This is a genomic window from Streptosporangium sp. NPDC048047 (assembly GCF_040653115.1).
Classification (GTDB): Bacteria; Actinomycetota; Actinomycetes; order Streptosporangiales; family Streptosporangiaceae; genus Streptosporangium.
In genome coordinates, this window is record NZ_JBEZNH010000027.1 from 1 (window position 1) to 16338 (window position 16338).

The following is a 16338-nucleotide window of genomic DNA, read 5'->3' on the forward strand; positions in this document are numbered from 1 at the left end:
CCCATCTACCCACAGTCACGCAGGCGAATCGGTTAACGATCTACAGATGTAGTACCGGGAGAGGTTATCCAACGGATGTTCCGCTGGCGTCCCCACTTCCACCACCGTAGTTCCATCAGTGAGTTCGCGATCACCTGTGTCGGCTCCAGCGCTGCCTCCTCCGCCGTGATGACCAGTGGTTCGGCCTCTGGATAGACCTGAATCATCCGTTTCTGCGCCTCGCCCAGGGAGCAGTCGAGCGCGTGCGCCAAATACACCAAATCCATGGCGGTTACTGGCTCTTCCGGCACGGTGAAAGGGAGCACTTCCTGGACGTGCTGCGCGATCCGACCCGTGTGGCGGTGTGATTGCGTCGCGATTTGTACCATCATGCGGGCCGCCAGCCCGGTATCCAGAAAGCAGTCCTGAAAGCCGAGCGAGTAACCCAGCAGTTCGACCTGGATGAACTCCAAATGCTCGCGGTTCGGGGTCAGATCAGGGAGGCCAGAGATATCGGGAAGGACTGCCATTCTGCAGGCTTCGAGTCGGTGTAGGCCCGCATGGGCGTTACGAACGCTCATTTTGGAACGGGCAGCGATTGATATCAGATGGATCGGGGTGAGGCGTTGGCCAACGATGTGGATATGCCGAAGCGCCTCTATCTCCAGATCGCTTGGATTCGCCGGATACCTGTCCCGTCCCGCCACGGCGATGCCGAACTGAGCCAGTTGGTCGCACATCGCAAGAATCTGCTCGACGGATCGGCAGAGAGTCGTGCTTCTGGCGGCCACTTTTGAGGGAGTGAGTTCCTGCTCGATCCAGGGCGGCGCACCGTCGAGGTCTTTTGACACGAGCAGCACGTCTGCGGTAGTGGTGTGGTGGGCAAGAGGACCCAGGTCGATGGACGGTGGGGTCCATCCGGGCGGCATGAGGTCGGTAATATACCGGATCATCTTGCCGATTGGTTGGTCCAGTTCGTTCGACATCTGCACCAACAAGGCTGCCGAGTTGTGCCGTGGCGGCGCGCCGGGTCGGGTCCAAGCCGCGATCCCGCGGAGTAGCGGCTGGTCCTCTTCCTTGAACGATCGATCCAGCGGGGGAATGTCACGGGCGGCGGAGACGTCGAATCCGGTGATCGCGTACCGCCGCAATCGCCTGAGCCGGGAGGACACCGTTTCATCAGCGTTCCCGACGGCCTCCAGGAGGGCGTCGAGATCGACCGAAGCATCTGCGCGCATGTAGTTTTTCAATAGTTCAGCATCGGCGGGGTCGACGGTCGGAAACCCCTCGGCACAGGTGTTCAGAGCACGAGGGCGCCTGGCGTCGAACTGAGAAGTGATCAGGCGTGACCACAGACCCAGCCGCCATGCCAAGAACCAGCGGCTGTAACCGGACCGGGCCCGCTCAGATCTGAGAAGCTTTGCGTCCACAGGGAAGCATCCGACGGTGTTCACTGAGACACGTGTGTCGCCCCCCCAGGGCCCGCCTACGGGAATCACCGCGGCGGCGGAGACGAGGTGACGGAAGACGAGTTGGGCCAGCCATAAGTCGGACTCGGCCAGTTTCCACAGCCAGAACATGGTCAGCCCCGGCCATGAGACCAGCTTGGGCAATGACGCTCGGATCTCCTCCTCGACCCACTTCCTGTCCCACTCCCGGAGCTTCTTCCGGTCGACGGTGAACGTCGGCCGATGGGTGTCGCGCAGGTTGACGACGAGACCGAAGACCTCCACGTCGGTGCGGATCCCGTCCGCCGCCAGGCCCCCCTTCCCGGACACCCACCACAGGTCGTCGCCGCACTTCAACGACTCGACCTCCGCATCCTGGTAGCGGAGTTCTCCGGGCTCCCAGACCTCGGGGTGGGAGCCGTGCTCAGTCACCTCGACGCGGAACTCGGTGACCCAGAGCAGCGAGCGCAGGGTGCGCAGGACCGAGACCTCTTCGTCTCCGGTGAGGTACATCCGGACCCGGGTCCCGCCGCCGTGCATGCCGCCGGAGGGGGTGATCTGGAACAGGCTGCCGCTGCTGGCGATGTGCGCGTCATACGCGTCCGGCGAGACGATGCCGTTCCGGCCCACCGGCCGGGTGGTCAGGGTGATCTCGTCGGCGAGCATGAAGTAGCTGAAGACGCCGACACCGAACTGGCTGTTGGAGACCAGCCGCAGCGGCGGCTGGAGGTCCTGCCAGTCGGCCTGCTCGGCCCGGTACTCATGCCGGTACACGAACCGCTCGCCGGCGTTCGCGAAGACGTGCTTGAGGGTCTCGGTGTCCATCCCGACCCCGTTGTCCTCGCACTCGATGTACGGCCGGCCGTCCTCGACCCCCTGCTCGAAGCAGATCTGTCCCTCCCACGGGGCCGGTGACTCGCCCGTCCGGCTGAGGTATTCGAGGCGGGTGCGCCGGTACCGGCAGGCGTCCAGCGCGTTCTGGTAGAGCTCGCGGATCGCGAGGGACGGGTCGCCGTACAGCTGCCGGCCCATCAGCAGCTCGCGCACCTTGTCCTCGGCCAGCCGGAAACGCGCCACCGGAGCCTCGTAGGCGCAGGTGTCGTCCTTGCGCTGCTCCGGCCGGAGCTTGTCAGCGGTGACCCGTTCGGGCAGCCGCTCCCCGAGGGGGCCCAGGGAGGGAAGCCTGCGGATGGTCCCAAGAGCCTCGTCGGCCCGGCGCACGACGTCCTCCAACGCGAGGTGCAGAGCCGGGTGGTCGCAGATCATCTGTAGGTCGAGGACACCCTCCTTGGGGCGATACCACCTCATCCGGTCGGCCGCGGCCGTGACGGCGGTCAGCGGCAGCTCCAGCCGGGTGCCGATGTGGTCGGCGATCACCGGGGGCATGCGCCGCGGGTCGGCGGCCAGGATCCCGGCCAGCCAGAGCAGTGCCGCCAGCCCGCGCCAGCGGTCGTCGACGTAGTCACGCTGGAGATGGGAGCCGAGCTGCTGGTCCACCGGGTCCGCACCGGCCGCGCGGACGAGGGCCTCCACCAGCTTCGGCAGTTCGCTCTGGGCCACGGAGATGGCGTCGCCGTCCAGCAGGCGGGCCCCCCGCTCGTAGGCGTCCTGGGCCGCGGGGCTCCGCCAGACGGCCAGCCTGGTGGCGAGCCACTGGTGCACCAGCCACATCGCGAGCGTGTCACGAGCCTTGACGTTCCCCTGGCTGCCCAGCCCCTCCGCGCGGCGCACGATGTGCTGGTGCATCTCGTGGGTCGTCTCGAGGTCGCTTCGGGGCCCGGCCCCGTAGGTGCGGGCGAAGTTCGCCGGATCGATGCCCGCCGCCAGGCGCACCTCCTCGGCGAGCACGCGCTCCCGCAGGAAGGGAGCCATGATCAGTGCGGCAACCTCGGACCGGGTCAGCCCGGCGTACGGGCCGAGAAGCATGGAGAGGTGCTGCAGGACCCGGACAGGGTGGTTCTGGTCGGTCCAGGGGTCGTCGATGCCGGTCTTCCGGTGGAGGTTCTCCCGGGCCGCCCCACAGCCGCGGGCGCACTCCTCGACGATCGTCCTGACGGCTTCCACCGTCGGCTCCGACGACGTGATCTCGGAGTCGCAGTGCCGCCAGAGGTCTGTCTTCTCCACGGCACGCCGCCAGGCGTCCGTCAGCTGGTCGCCCTCGCACACCACCGTGTCCGCGGCGGGCAGCGTCGCCCCCTGGTGGTGCGCCTGCGGCTCCTGCTCGAGGCCGTCGTTTCCGGCGGCCCTGCGCCGCATCTGCTGCTCGACGTCCTTGAGGACCTGCTCCAGGGTGCGCGCCGGGTTCCGGCGGTCGAGCGTCTGGGCCAGCGCCTGGGTGAAGTAGCTTCCCGACTCTCCGTACAGGCAGCGCTGGCCCGCCCGGCATCCCGTCACGACGACGAAGTCGCCCTCGGGAAGGTAGGGGAGCATCCCGCCCTTCACGACGGGACCGTGTGTCGCGGCGGGGTCGTCCCGGCACGCGTCCACGAAGTAGACGACCAACCGGGCTCGGCAGCGATCAATGTTGGGCGGCACCAGCGGCACCAGGCTGTCGGTATCGGGCCAGAGTGCCCCGGGATCGCGGCTGGCGTCACTCGGCACCAGGTAGTCGTGGCCGTCGATCGTGAGGCCGTGTCCGGAGAAGTACAGCAGGAGGACGCTTCCGGGAGGGGCTTCCGCGCACGCCCGCTTCAGTTGAGCTTTTATCCGGCTTCCCGTGGGTTCCGCGCCGGTCTCGGACTCCCCGAAGGAGGTGACCGTCTCATAACCGGAATTCGTCAGCGTTTCATGCATAAGCCGGACATCGGAGCGTACGACGTCTCTGATGTCACTGAACGCGTCGTCGTCGCATCGCGGAACGCCTATCAGAAGCGCTCGTCGGTCTGCCATGGACCGTTCCCTGCCGGGGCTCAACAGTTGACGCGGAGGGCCGACGGTACGTGCGACCGGCTTACGGTCGCATGGGTAAGCCGATGGCACTCGTCAACGTTCGCCAGGGAAATGGTCATCCCAGCATGGTGCCATGGCTCTACAGGTCAAGGAAGGCATATGCCGACGAATGGGAGTGGCGGTGGATTCCTGGTGCTCACTTCGATCCCTGCAGGATGAATTTCGGTCATATCCGACTTTCATTTCGGTTTTCCCAATTCCCGCATGGAAAAGGCCGTCCGCCGGGCATCGCGTGGATGCCCGGCGGACGGCCCAGGTGAGGATCGAAGGATGCCGTCGACGTCGATCGAGCCCGCCTCGTCACGAGGGGTTCGTCGTCGGTGGCGGGGCGGACGGGTCAGCCGTCGTAGCGGTCCTCGAAGGCGGTGAAGGCGCCCTCCTGCCGCCACTCGGCCGCGGCCTTGGGGCTCTTCTTCAGTACGGCCAGGCACGACGGGGCCGGCTCCCCGCCGAGCGGGGAGCCCGCGCACTCCGGCACCGGGGTGTGGTCGTCCGGAGCCCGCCAGAGGCTCGCGCCCTGGAGGAAGCTGTGGTCGAGGGCGGTGCGGGCCAGGGTCTTCAGGTCGGCGTAGTGCAGGCCGTACTGGGTGATCGCCCGGAGGTACTCGCCGGCCAGGTCGGTGTGCTCGATGCCCGCGTCGTCGGTGACGAGGGCGACGGGCACGCCCGCCCTGCGGTACTGCGTGAACGGGTGCGCGTCATCGCAGACCTTGAGGATCTGGCAGTTGCTGGTGAGGGCGATCTCGACGAGGACGTGCCCGCGGGCCATGTCGGCCATGAGCCCGGCCGGGTCGTCCTCGCCGCCGATGCCGGCGCCGTGCCCGATGCGCTCGGCGTGGCCGGTCTTCACGGCCTCGCGGATGTGGAACCTCAGGTCCGCGTCCGGAGCCAGGCCGGGGGTCAGCTCACCGGCGTGCAGGCTGATGTGCGCCTCCGGGTAGAGGCCGCGCAGGTAGTCGAGCATGCGCATGTGCAGCCGGTAGTCGCGCAGCGCGACCGGGTCGTCCTCGGGGGCGACGAGGTTGACGCCGACGTAGCGCTCGTCGGCCTTGGCCAGTTCGAAGCCCAGCAGCATCTGGGCGAAGACCACCTCGGGCGGGGCGGTGCGGGTGACCTGGAGGAGGAAACGCAGCGGCAGTGCGCAGCCGGGGTCGGCGTCCCCGTCGTCGCAGCGCAGATCCTTGCGCATCCGGGCGATGTCGGTGTCCGCGTCGGCGCGGGCCGCCTTGACGATGCCCGCCATCGCGCCGTCCGCGAGCAGCCGGTCGCGCAGGCCGGCCAGGTCGGAGGCGCTGCCGCCGACCTTCTTGACGAGGTCCTGGACGGCCCCCGACTGGCGGGACAGCATGACCTCCAGCGTGAACTCCTGCTGGGCGGCGGCCCGCGCGGCGAGCAACGCGAGCATCTCCCCCTTGTCAGAGGTCGCGGCCCCGAACCTGCCGAACGCCGAGAAGAAGTGGTCGTGGCCCGACTCCTTGCCGGGGGTGAAGCCGCGCATGGACCAGGCGCGCACGATGTCGTCGGCGAAACGCGGGTCGGTGACCGCGTCGCGCGCGGGCCGCTGCCCGTCGCGGCACGGCGGCGCCGACGCGGTGAGGGACGCGGTGTCGACGCACAGGTCGCCCCGCACGGCGGAGTTGAGCAGATATCCGGTGGGCACGGCGCCCGACAGGTGCGTGTGCAGGTCGGCGCCCTTGGGCAGGTCGGCGACGAACTCCCCGAGCCTGCCGGGCTCGTGGCGGACGCTGTCGAGGTAGGCCTCGACCCGCGCGATCGTGTCGGGTGCGTCGCCCGCGACCTGCGCGTCCGTCCACGTCGGCGCGCTCGTCGACGCCTGCGCGTCCGTCCACGCCTGGGCGTCGGTCCACGTCTGCGCACCCGTCCGCTCCGGCGCGCTCGTCGACGCCCGGACGTCCGTCCACGCCTGCTCGCCTGTCCGTGCCTGCGTACCCGTCCACGCCGGTGCCCCGGCGACCGCGACCGCCACTCCGATCGCGGCAAGACCCTTGGTCAACATCATGGCGGCCAGCCAACCACGATCTTCACGGACGGTTACGTAATGTGACGGACATGTTTCCGCATGTGGCCGGGGGTGGACGCGGCGTGCCCGCCGTACGGGGCGGGCACGCCGCGAGGAGCGGGCGGGGTCAGCAGCGGACGAGGAGACCGGTGAGGGCGGTGCAGGTGGCCGAGGCCGTGTCGTCGGACGGCTGGGGGTCGGCGGGGGCGCTGTCGAGGTGGGAGGCGGTCACGGTGAGGCGGCCGCTGATGACGAGGAGCCGGGTGTAGAGGCCCATGGACCTGGTCACCGAGCCGCCCGCGGGGATGGCGCCGAGGTCACAGGTGACGGTGCGCGCCGCGGCGTCCACGGCGCAGCCCTGGGCGCTCGGCCCGGTGAACGCGGAGGGGTAGGTGAAGCGCAGCCGCGCCGCGGTCGTGGCGGCGGGACCCCGGTTCGTGACGGTCGCGGTGAAGGTGGCGTGGGAGACGCCGAGTCCCTTGGGAGAGGCGTCCAGCGAGACGGAGAGGTTCGCGGAGGAGACGGCGCCGATCGTCAGGCCGCCGAGGTCGGTGGTGGCGGGCCCTTCCGGAGTGGTCTCCACGAGGGCGGCGCTCAGGGGCGCCTGGCCGGACGCGGTGCTCTTGAACGGGACGTAGACCACGGTGCGGTTCGCGGCGCCGGGCGCGAGGTCGCGCAGGGTGACGGTGATCGTGCGGTTCGCGGCGTCGCCGACGACCGTGTCGGTGTGGTGCTCTGGGTCGGGCGACCACCAGGAGAACCTGCCCGCGCTGAGGCTGCCGTCGGACTCGGGGGCGAAGGTGACGGTCACCGTGGCCGAGTCGACCGGGAGGCCGGAGACGTTGGTGTAGTTGAGATCCAGCAGGGCCTCGCCGCCGGCGTCGACCGTCGTCGGGGCGGTGAGCGTGATGTGCCCCGGCTGCCCGATGGTGGTCGTGGCGGCGACCGCGGCGGACGCCGCCCGCGGGCCGGTCAGGACGGTGGCGGCCAGCAGCGCCAGCAGAACGCCTGCCAACAGGGGTGTCCGGCGGGTACGGCCCGGCGCGACGCCTGTCTGGGGGGACATGTCTCCTCCTTCGTGCCGCCTGCGCGGCGGAGAACGGCTCGGTGGCCACCACGCGGGACGGTCGACCGGACCCCTGTACGGCGGAGACCGGGGTGGGGGAGGAAGCGTTCCGTGCGCGATGACAACCAGAGTGTGACGAATGCTCGTTAAAGAGGAGACTGTTTTCAGATATCAGTCGATATTGCGGTGATTTTTCGCTTATGTGATTTCCCGGTCCTCGGGCGGAGCCAGACGGGCCGCCACCCGGTGCAGTGCCGCCAGCTCACCGGGGGAGAGCTCCGACAGGACGGCGGGCGGCCGGTAGAAGCGGCGGAGGATCCGGTCGCGCAACTCCTCGCCCGCGTCGCTCAGCGCCACGACCTTGACGCGCCGGTCGGTCGGGTGGGGGCGGCGCTCGACGTAGCCCTGCTTCTGCAGCCGGTCGACGATCCAGGTCACGGTCGAGGCGTCGCACCGCCACATGTCGGCGAGCGCGCGCATCGGCTCGCCGGGGCCCGGGGTCAGCCGGATGAGGGCCTTGAGGTCTCCCGGGCTGACGCCCAGCCCGGCCACGGCCTCCAGGGTGCGCTCGTGCTCGGCCATGAAGAAGTCGTACAGGGCTTCCCAGATCTCCGACCTGAGCCGTTCGTCCTGCTCAGGGTCCCGTCGTTCCATGGCGACCATGGTACGTCCATGGCATTCGTCCAAATGTTGGATGCACGACAATGTTGGATATATCAAACTATCTGTTATCGTTCGGGACGGCGGAGCTTCGAGCGGTGCCTCCGGCGTTCCCCGAGCGCCGGCGAGAACGCCCCGGCACGTCGGGACACCCGCGGAGCGACCGCCCACACCCACAGCGACACCCACAGCGAGACTCACAGCGAGGAGCCCCCCATGACCGTTCTCGTCACCGGAGCGACCGGCCGGGTCGGCAGCAGGTTCGTCCCCCGGCTGCTCCAGCGGACCCGAGCCGTCCGCGTGCTGGTCCGCGACGCCGTACGGGCCGAGCCGCTCGCCCGGCTCGGCGCCGAGGTGGTCGTCGGCGACCTGCGCGACACCGGCGACCTGGCCGGCGCGCTCAAGGGCGCCGAGGCGGTCGTCCACCTCGGCGCGGCCTTCCGCGGCGTCCCCGATGAGGAGGCCGTCGCGGTCAACCACGCCGCCACGGTCGAACTGGCCGCCGCCGCGCTCCGGGCCGGCGTCGACCGGTTCGTCCACACCGGCACCAACCTCGTCTACGGCTCGGGCTTCATCCACGGTGATGGCCGCGCCCGAGACACGGGCCGAGGCCGGCCCGCCGCCGAGACCGACGAGATCCTCACCCCCGCAGGGGCCTACCCCCGCAGCAAGGCCGAGGCCGAGAGGGTGCTCGGCGAGATGCACCGGGCCGAGGGGCTGCCGCTGCGCGTCCTCCGCCTGGCCTTCGTCTACGGCGACGGCGACCCGCACCTCGCCGAGTCGCTCCACTGGGCGCGCGGCTGGGCCGCGCACAGGCGACTGCACATGGTCCACCACGCCGACGTCGCCCAGGCGCTGATCCTGGCGCTCTCGGCGCGCGGCGTGGACGGCGAGACGTTCAACGTCGCCGACGACGCGCCCGTCACCGCGCTGGAGCTGCTCCGGCTCAACGGCGAGCCGATCCCCGAGGGGATGGCGGACCGGGCGCTGGACGACCCGTGGGAGGGCATCGTCGACACCGCGAAGATCCGGCGCGAGCTGGGCTTCCGCCCGATCCACCCGACCGTCCACACCGCCCGGGACGCCGGGGCGCTCTGAGCGGCGCCGCCGTCCTCGCCAGGAGCGGGACCGGCGACGGAACGCCCGGATGCGGGTGATGGGGCTCCGGTGGGGCTCCCGGATGCCGTCGGCGGGCCTTCGGTGGTGGAATGCCCGGGGGTGAAAAGCCCTTGAGTCTCCAGTCGCTGGAAGGTTCAGGCTGATCCTGTGAACGACCACGAGGAGCTGTTCACCATCGGACAGCTCGCCCGCCGTACCGGCCTGCCGGTGCGCACCATCCGCTTCTGGTCCGACATCGACGTCGTGCCGCCGACCGGCCGCTCGACCGGCGGGTACCGGCTCTACGACGTCGAGGCGGTGGCCCGGCTGGACCTGGTGCGGACGCTCCGGGAGCTGGGGCTGGACCTGGAGACGGTCCGGTCGGTGCTGGCCCGGCAGGGCGGCGTCGCCGATGTCGCCAGGGCCCACGCCGAGGCGCTGGACGCGGAGATCCGCATCCTGCGTCTGCGGCGCGCGGTGCTGCGGTCGGTCGCGCGCAGAGGAAGCACGATCGAGGAGATGAGGCTCATGAACGAAATGGCACGGCTGTCGGCGGAGGAACGGCAGCGGATCATCGACGAGTTCGTCGACGGCGCCTTCGCCGGTCTCCCCGCCGACGCGCCGGGGGCGGGCATCGCGGGGGCGATGCGGCAGCTGCCGGCGGAGTTGCCGGACGACCCGACCGACGAGCAGGTGGACGCCTGGGTCGAACTCGCCACGCTCGTCGGAGACGAGGACTTCAAGCGCCGCGTCCGGGAGATGGCCACGGCGGGTGCGGCGGCGGAGCAGTCCCCGTCCTACGACGCCGTGTCGGTGACGGAGCACGCCGGGGCCGCCGCCGAGGCGGGGATCGACCCCGCCTCGGCCGAGGGCCGGGCCGTGCTGGAGCGGATCGCCGGCGCGGACGCGCCCGCGGCGGAGCGGGTCCGCATGGCCGAGCAGGTGGAGCTGTTCACCGACCGGCGGGTGGAGCGGTACTGGGAGCTGATGGGCGTCCTCCACGGCCGTCCGCCGTTTCCGTCCCAGGTCGCGGCGTTCGAGTGGTTCGCCGCGGCGCTGCGCGCCCACGCCTGATCACCGGCGAGCCCGGTGCCCGTGATGCCGCGAGCGCGGCGCCACGGGCACCGGAGAAGGCGGTCAGATCCAGCGGAAGGACTGGTTCCACTCGGAGCTGCAGCTCCACATCTGGATGGGCGTGCCCAGGCGGTGCCCCTTGCCCTTGGCGTCGAGGCAGAAGCCGTTCAGGCTGCTGCGGATGGTCTGGTAGCCGCCCCTGCCGTACTTCGAGCCGCCCGAGTACCAGCGCTGGTTCGAGGCGGAGCTGCAGCTCCACATCTGCACCACCGCGCCCACCCTGGGGTTGAAGTCCTTGACGTCGAGGCACTTGCCGTTGAGCGCGCTGCGGATCGTGCCGTCGCCGTACTTGGTCCAGAGCTGGTTGGCGTTGCTGTTGCAGCTCCACAGCTGGACCCTCGCGCCGTTCTTGACGTTGAAGTCCTTGACGTCGAGGCACAGGTTGAACTCGACCATCTGGATCCGCTTGGCGCCCGCCGTCCGCGCGGCGGACGCGGCCGACGCGTCCGAGGCAGCCGTCCGCGCGGCGGACGCGTCCACGGCCGACCCCCGTACGGCCGACGCGTTCGCGGGCGCGGACATGAGCGCGAGGCCCGACGCGATGACCGCCGAGGCCGCCACGACGCCGAGTAAGCGGTTCTTTCCCATCCTTGCCACCCCGTTCTCGCCTGAGCGATTCTCGTCCGCGAGGTGAGCCGGGGAGATCCGGCTCACGTCGTCACCCAACGGTGAGACGACCGCCTGGGGCGGCGAGTTCGGGATGATCAACGATGTGTTCGATGGATTTCCGGGGTGGCCCCGGCGGTCAGCGCCCGGCCTGGAAGGCGGCCATCGGGATGGGCAGCCAGGCGGGGCGGTTGCGCGCCTCGTAGCCGACCTCGTAGACCGCCTTCATCATCTCCAGGGCTCGCAGCAGGACCGCGTCCTGGGCCTGGAGGCGCCCGCCGCCCGCGGAGTATCCGGCGAGGAAGGACGAGCGGTTCAGCTCGGCCCACTCCACGGCCCGGGGGTAGAGCTCCTCGGCCCGCGGCCGGCCGGCCAGCAGGTGGCGGGCGGCGTAGTCGAACGAGCGCAGCATGCCCGCCACGTCCCGCAGCGGCGAGGACAGGGCCCGGCGCTCCTCCAGGGGCTGTCCGGGCTCGCCCTCGAAGTCGAGGACGATCCAGTCGGTCGGGGTCCGCATGACCTGACCCAGGTGGTAGTCGCCGTGGACCCGCTGGACCGGGATCTCGCGGGCGGTGTCGGCGACCCGCTGGTAGGCCTCCTGGACCACGTGGGCGTGGCGGCCCAGCTCGGGCACCTCCTCGACCATCTGGGCCAGGCGGCGGCGCTGGTCCTCGATGAGCTGCTTGACCTCGTGGGCCTCCATCACCGAGGTCGGGAAGGTCTCGGCCAGCTCCCGGTGGACCTCGGCGGTGGCCACGCCGAGACGGTAGGACTCGGCGCTGAAGTCGCCGCCCGCCTCCGAGGCCGAGGAGGTGAGGCCGGCGTAGAGGTCGCGGACGCTGGCCAGCGCCAGGGCCCAGCCGTCGTTGGCGGTCGCCAGGAACTCCTGCGTGATCGCCAGCGTGGTCGGCTCGCCGTCCAGGTCGGCCTCGATCCAGCCGTATGGCCGCGCGATGTGCCGGGCGTCGCGGGCGGCCAGGGCGCGGACGATCTCCAGCTCGGGGTTGACGCCGGGGATCAGCCGGCGGAACAGCTTGCAGATGTAGGTCTCGCCGTACACCAGGGAGGTGTTGGACTGCTCGGCGCCCAGCACCAGGCTGCGCAGCGAGGTGTCGATGTCGGTGCCCGGCAGGTGCCGCATGCGCAGCGGGCCGGTGTCACGGTCCTCGGCCATCCCCTCCAGCAGGACGCAGGTGAGGTCGGCGTCGTGGGCCGCGTCGTAGTAGCCCTCGCCGATCCGGACGTGGCCGAACCGGCCGGAGGTGTCGCCGTCGGTGCCGAGCAGGAGCTGGTAGCGGTCGACGTCGTCGCCCTGGCGGACGCGGAGGATGAGGTGACGGAGGCGGGGGGCGAGCTCGACGTCGGACTCGACGTCGAGCTCGTCTATCGGCCGCCCCTTACCGGCGAACCATCGCTGATGCGCTATCCATCCGGCAAGGAGCTCCGTCAACACGGCCTTACGCCTCCTGGGGTACGGGCGGCAGGGTGAACCAGTAGAACCCATGCCCAGGAAGCGTCAAAAGATACGGAAGTTCGCCGATCGGGGGGAAAGGAACTCCGCCCATCGTCTCCACGGGCACCGAGCCCTCGAACCGGCGCAGGTCGAGCTCCACCGGCTGCGGGAACCGCGAGAGGTTGTTGACGCACAGCATCCGGTCGTCGCCCAGTTCCCGCACGTAGGCGAGGACGCTGGGGTTGGAGGAGTTCAGCTCGGTGAAGTCGCCCAGGCCGAACACCGGGTGCCGCTTGCGGATGTCGATCATGCGCTTGGTCCAGTGCAGCAGCGAGCCGGAGTTCTTCTGCTGCGCCTCGACGTTGATCGCCTGGAAGCCGTAGATCGGGTCCATGATGAGCGGGAGGTACAGCCGGCCCGGGTCGCAGTTGGAGAACCCGGCGTTGCGGTCGGGGCTCCACTGCATCGGGGTGCGGACGCCGTCGCGGTCGCCGAGCCAGATGTTGTCGCCCATGCCGATCTCGTCGCCGTAGTACAGGACGGGGGAGCCGGGCAGCGACAGCAGTAGCGCGGTGAACAGCTCGATCTGGTTGCGGTCGTTCTCCAGCAGCGGCGCCAGGCGCCGCCGGATGCCGACGTTGGCCCGCATCCGGGGGTCCTTGGCGTACTCGGAGTACATGTAGTCGCGCTCGTCGTCGGTGACCATCTCAAGCGTCAGCTCGTCGTGGTTGCGCAGGAAGATGCCCCACTGGCAGTGCTCGGGGATCTTCGGCGTCTGGGCCAGGATCTCCGAGATGGGGTAGCGCGACTCCCGCCGCACGGCCATGAAGATGCGCGGCATCAGCGGGAAGTGGAACGCCATGTGGCACTCGTCGCCGCCGGTGGCCGGGTCGCCGAAGTACTCCACCACGTCGGCCGGCCACTGGTTGGCCTCGGCCAGCAGCACCCGGTCGGGGTAGAGGCGGTCCACCTCGGCCCGGACCCGCTTGAGGTAGGCGTGCGTCCTGGGCAGGTTCTCGCAGTTGGTGCCGTCCTGCTCGAACAGGTAGGGGATGGCGTCCATCCGGAACCCGTCGATGCCGAGGTCCAGCCAGAACCGCAGCACCTCCAGCATGGCCTCCTGGACGTCGGGGTTCTCGTAGTTGAGGTCCGGCTGGTGGGAGAAGAAGCGGTGCCAGTAGTACTGGCCGCGCACCGGGTCGTAGGTCCAGTTGGACGCCTCGGTGTCGATGAAGATGATCCGGGCGTCCTGGTAGCGCTCGTCGGTGTCGTTCCAGACGTAGAAGTCGCCGAACGGGCCCTCGGGGTCGTGGCGGGACGCCTGGAACCACGGGTGCTGGTCGCTGGTGTGGTTCATCACCAGGTCGGCGATGACCCGCATGCCGCGCTTGTGGGCCTCGTCCACCAGCTTCACGAAGTCGCCGAGGTCGCCGAACTCCGGCAGGATCTTCATGAAGTCCGCGATGTCGTAGCCGCCGTCGCGCAGCGGCGACTCGTACAGCGGCAGCAGCCACAGGCAGTCGACGCCGAGCCACTGGAGGTAGTCCAGTTTCTCGATCAGGCCGCGGATGTCTCCGGTGCCGTCGCCGTTGGAGTCGGCGAAGCCCCGGATCAGCACCTCGTAGAAGACCGCGCGCTTGAACCAGTACGGGTCCCGAGGCTTGTCCTCGTCAAAGGTGTTCGGGATCGGCTCGGTTGGCTGACTCACCAGTGGACTCCCCGCTTCTTCAACCGGTACCGCGTGTTCCGGCCCGCTCACCGCTGGTTCGCCGGGGCACGCAGAGTGAAGATGTGTGCTGGTCGGACATGAGGATCGAGGCGCACGTAGTTGTCCTGCCGCCAGTGGTACGACTCGCCCGACAGTTCGTCGTCGACGACGAACTCGTCGTTCCAGCCGAGACCGAGGGCGGGCATGTCGAGCGACACCGTGGCCTCATGGGTGTGGTATGGGTCGAGATTCACAACCGTCAGCACCACGTCGCCCAGGCCGTGCCGTCGTGTGGCCGTGTCGTAGGCACCGGGCAGCCGCTTGGAGAAGCAGACCAGGTCCGGATGGTCGACGCTGTGGAACCGTAGGTTACGCAGTTCCTGGAGCGCCGGGTGAGCTCTTCGCAACAAATTGAGTTGCGTGATGAGCGGGGCCAGGCTACGGCCCTCGCGCTCGGCCTCGGCCCAATCGCGAGGTCTGTACTGATATTTCTCGCTATCGAGGTATTCCTCACTGCCTGGACGAACCGGGACGTTCTCCGCGAGCTCATAGCCGGCGTAGACGCCCCAGGTCGGCATCGCCATCGCCGCGAGGATCGCTCTGATGCGGAATGCCGGGACTCCCCCGTGCTGGAGGTACTCGTGAAGGATGTCCGGAGTGTTGACGAAGATGTTGGGCCGCATGTAGTGCGACGTCTCGTGGGACAGCTCGGTGAAGTAGCTCTCCACCTCCTCCCGCGTGTTGCGCCACGTGAAGTAGGTGTAGGACTGCTGGAAGCCGACCTTGCCCAGGGTGCGCATCATCGCCGGCCGGGTGAACGCCTCGGCCAGGAACAGCACGTCCGGGTCGGTCGAGTTGACGTCGGCGATCAGCCGCTCCCAGAACGCCACCGGCTTGGTGTGCGGGTTGTCCACCCGGAAGATCCGCACCCCGTGGTCCATCCACAGCCGCACCACCCGCTTCACCTCGGCGTAGATCCCCTCGGGGTCCTTGTCGAAGTTCAGCGGGTAGATGTCCTGGTACTTCTTCGGCGGGTTCTCGGCGTAGGCGATGGAGCCGTCGGCGCGGACGTTGAACCACTCCGGGTGCTCCCTGACCCACGGGTGGTCCGGCGAGCACTGCAGCGCCAGGTCGAGCGCGACCTCCATGCCCAGCTCGCGGGTCTTGGCCACGAACTCGTCGAAGTCCTCGAAGGTGCCGAGGTCGGGGTGGATCGCGTCGTGGCCGCCCTCCTCCGAGCCGATCGCCCACGGCGAGCCCGGGTCGTACGGTTCGGGCGTCAGCGTGTTGTTGCGGCCCTTGCGGAAGCTGTGCCCGATCGGGTGGACCGGCGGCAGGTAGACGACGTCGAAGCCCATCTTGGCGACGGCCGGCAGCCGCAGGGCCGCCGTCCTGAACGTCCCGGACTTGGGCGCGACGCCCTCCTGGACGATCGCGCCCTCCGACCGCGGGAAGAACTCGTACCACGACCCGAACAGCGCCCGGCGCCGCTCGACCCTGACCACCCGCTTGCCGGTACGGGTCACCAGGTCGCGCAGCGGGTGCGCGCGCAGCGGCGCGGCCGTCTCCGCCGACTGGGCCGCCGCGAACCGGGCGCGCGGGTCCACCGCCTGGTCGCGCAGCCGGGACGCGACCTCCAGCAGCGCGGCGCGGTGCCCGCAGGCCGCCGCCGCGCCCGAGGAGGCCCGCCCCGCCGTACGGCCGGCCGTCTTCGCGTTCCGGGCGCCCTTCGCGCCCTTGGACGCCACGGGGGCGGAGGGGCAGTCGGCGGGCCGTACGGCACGGGCGGCCCGCTCGAAGAGCCGGGCGCCCTCCTCGCACATCAGCTCGGCGTCCATGTCCCGCGGGATCTTGATGCCCGCGTCGTGCAGCCAGGTCGCGATCGGGTCGCTCCACGCCTCGACGCGGAAGTGCCATGCGCCCTCGTCGGGCAGGGCCACCTCCACCCCCCACCGGTCGGTGCCCGGGGCCAGCTCGGCCATGGGCAGCAACCGGCCGCGGGTGCCGTCGGGGTCGGTGAGCACCACGCCGGCCGCCACCGCGTCGTGTCCCTCCCGGAACACGGTGGCGGAGATCTCGAAGGTCTCGCCCGCGGCGGCCTTGGCGGGGTAACGCCCGCACTCGACCGTCGGGTGCACGTCAAGGATGGGAATTCGTCCGATCATCGCATCTCACGGTAGCGACGGCACACCGGTGCCGCCGGAGAAGTCGGCCAGG

10 protein-coding genes are annotated in these 16338 nt (G+C 69.8%); 2 read left to right on the forward strand and 8 right to left on the reverse strand.

Annotated features, from left to right (window positions below; genetic code table 11):
• Positions 1 to 32 precede the first annotated feature (32 nt).
• The 4 genes from AB0D67_RS22615 to AB0D67_RS22630 all read right to left on the reverse strand — a co-directional run bounded on the left by AB0D67_RS22615 (position 33) and on the right by AB0D67_RS22630 (position 8116).
• The gene (locus AB0D67_RS22615) at positions 33 to 4316 is read right to left on the reverse strand and encodes a caspase family protein (RefSeq protein ID WP_362938950.1); all 4284 of its coding nucleotides are present in this window, start codon (positions 4314 to 4316) and stop codon (positions 33 to 35) included.
• 397 nt (positions 4317 to 4713) lie between these two features.
• Entirely contained in the window at positions 4714 to 6396 is a 1683-nt protein-coding gene (locus AB0D67_RS22620; RefSeq protein ID WP_362938953.1) for a hypothetical protein, read from the reverse strand.
• A gap of 127 nt (positions 6397 to 6523) precedes the next feature.
• The gene (locus AB0D67_RS22625) at positions 6524 to 7462 is read right to left on the reverse strand and encodes a hypothetical protein (RefSeq protein ID WP_362938956.1); all 939 of its coding nucleotides are present in this window, start codon (positions 7460 to 7462) and stop codon (positions 6524 to 6526) included.
• A gap of 198 nt (positions 7463 to 7660) precedes the next feature.
• The gene (locus AB0D67_RS22630; RefSeq protein WP_362938959.1) at positions 7661 to 8116 is read right to left on the reverse strand and encodes a MarR family transcriptional regulator; all 456 of its coding nucleotides are present in this window, start codon (positions 8114 to 8116) and stop codon (positions 7661 to 7663) included.
• A 222-nt stretch (positions 8117 to 8338) separates the two neighbouring features.
• On the opposite strand from AB0D67_RS22630, the gene AB0D67_RS22635 reads away from it, so the two are divergent.
• Positions 8339 to 9220 (forward strand): NAD(P)-dependent oxidoreductase, encoded by an 882-nt coding sequence (locus AB0D67_RS22635; protein ID WP_362938962.1) that lies wholly within the window; start codon positions 8339 to 8341, stop codon positions 9218 to 9220.
• A 168-nt stretch (positions 9221 to 9388) separates the two neighbouring features.
• Complete coding sequence (locus tag AB0D67_RS22640; protein WP_362938965.1) at positions 9389 to 10294, forward strand: MerR family transcriptional regulator; 906 nt, start codon at positions 9389 to 9391, stop codon at positions 10292 to 10294.
• 63 nt (positions 10295 to 10357) lie between these two features.
• On the opposite strand, the gene AB0D67_RS22645 is transcribed toward AB0D67_RS22640, so the two are convergent.
• The 4 genes from AB0D67_RS22645 to AB0D67_RS22660 form a co-directional block, all read right to left on the reverse strand.
• A complete protein-coding gene (locus tag AB0D67_RS22645; RefSeq protein ID WP_362938968.1) occupies positions 10358 to 10942 on the reverse strand; it encodes an RICIN domain-containing protein in 585 nt (194 codons plus the stop codon).
• A 157-nt stretch (positions 10943 to 11099) separates the two neighbouring features.
• Positions 11100 to 12413, reverse strand: coding sequence for an aminoglycoside phosphotransferase (locus AB0D67_RS22650; protein ID WP_362938971.1), 1314 nt, complete (start codon positions 12411 to 12413; stop codon positions 11100 to 11102).
• Between the two features lie 4 nt (positions 12414 to 12417).
• Positions 12418 to 14121: a maltose alpha-D-glucosyltransferase gene (gene treS, locus AB0D67_RS22655; protein ID WP_362938974.1), complete on the reverse strand. Its 1704-nt coding sequence runs from the start codon at positions 14119 to 14121 to the stop codon at positions 12418 to 12420.
• 47 nt (positions 14122 to 14168) lie between these two features.
• Entirely contained in the window at positions 14169 to 16286 is a 2118-nt protein-coding gene (locus tag AB0D67_RS22660; RefSeq protein ID WP_362938977.1) for an alpha-1,4-glucan--maltose-1-phosphate maltosyltransferase, read from the reverse strand.
• Between the last annotated feature and the right edge of the window lie 52 nt (positions 16287 to 16338).

Coding starts and splice junctions, on each gene's coding strand:
- AB0D67_RS22615 (WP_362938950.1), bottom strand. CDS start 4,316: ATGGCAGACCGACGAGCGCTTCTGATAGGCGTTCCGCGATGCGACGAC.
- AB0D67_RS22620 (WP_362938953.1), bottom strand. CDS start 6,396: ATGATGTTGACCAAGGGTCTTGCCGCGATCGGAGTGGCGGTCGCGGTC.
- AB0D67_RS22625 (WP_362938956.1), bottom strand. CDS start 7,462: ATGTCCCCCCAGACAGGCGTCGCGCCGGGCCGTACCCGCCGGACACCC.
- AB0D67_RS22630 (WP_362938959.1), bottom strand. CDS start 8,116: ATGGAACGACGGGACCCTGAGCAGGACGAACGGCTCAGGTCGGAGATC.
- AB0D67_RS22635 (WP_362938962.1), top strand. CDS start 8,339: ATGACCGTTCTCGTCACCGGAGCGACCGGCCGGGTCGGCAGCAGGTTC.
- AB0D67_RS22645 (WP_362938968.1), bottom strand. CDS start 10,942: ATGGGAAAGAACCGCTTACTCGGCGTCGTGGCGGCCTCGGCGGTCATC.
- AB0D67_RS22660 (WP_362938977.1), bottom strand. CDS start 16,286: ATGATCGGACGAATTCCCATCCTTGACGTGCACCCGACGGTCGAGTGC.